1 protein-coding gene is annotated in these 468 nt (G+C 57.5%); it reads right to left on the bottom strand.

All coding sequences use genetic code 11. The annotated features are described in order from the left end of the window. Positions 1–13: 13 nt before the first annotated feature. On the bottom strand, positions 14–468 hold a 455-nt coding region (locus tag J1C54_RS16405; RefSeq protein WP_229150046.1), incomplete at its 5' end, for a hypothetical protein.

Genomic DNA, 468 nt, shown 5'->3' on the forward strand with positions numbered 1-468 from the left:
TGACGGTGTTTAATCAGGGCGACGGCGGCGCGATAAACTCATCTATAGGATGGCCACCAGGGCCTGTATGCATATCAACCAACGGATATGTCCCCCAAGTGCCCGCGGGAAGATTGCCATAGACCTTGGCCGGTGGTTGTATCGGTTGCCGGCGCGGATCGTCCTGCATCAACAAGCTACTGGGTATCAGCGCATCGACCAGCAGCGAGGCCGGACGGTGCCCTGAGCCATCGTCTGTATGGCAACTCAGACAGAAGGGGTTGCCTGATGAGTCTGGCCTCGGGCGATTGAAGGTCACAGCGCCTTCAGGTGTGAGCAGCGCACTGCGCAGTGGCAACACATCACTGGGCAGGTTATTCAGATCCACCCAGCCATCCTGGTTTCTGGTATCGGCAAAACACAGGAACCACTTTGCTTTGCTCGCCGTTGCATTGCGGATACCGTCGTGAAACATGGGTGGTATGGCGC

Source organism: Alcanivorax sp. 1008 (assembly GCF_020667895.1).
GTDB lineage: Bacteria > Pseudomonadota > Gammaproteobacteria > Pseudomonadales > Alcanivoracaceae > PGZG01.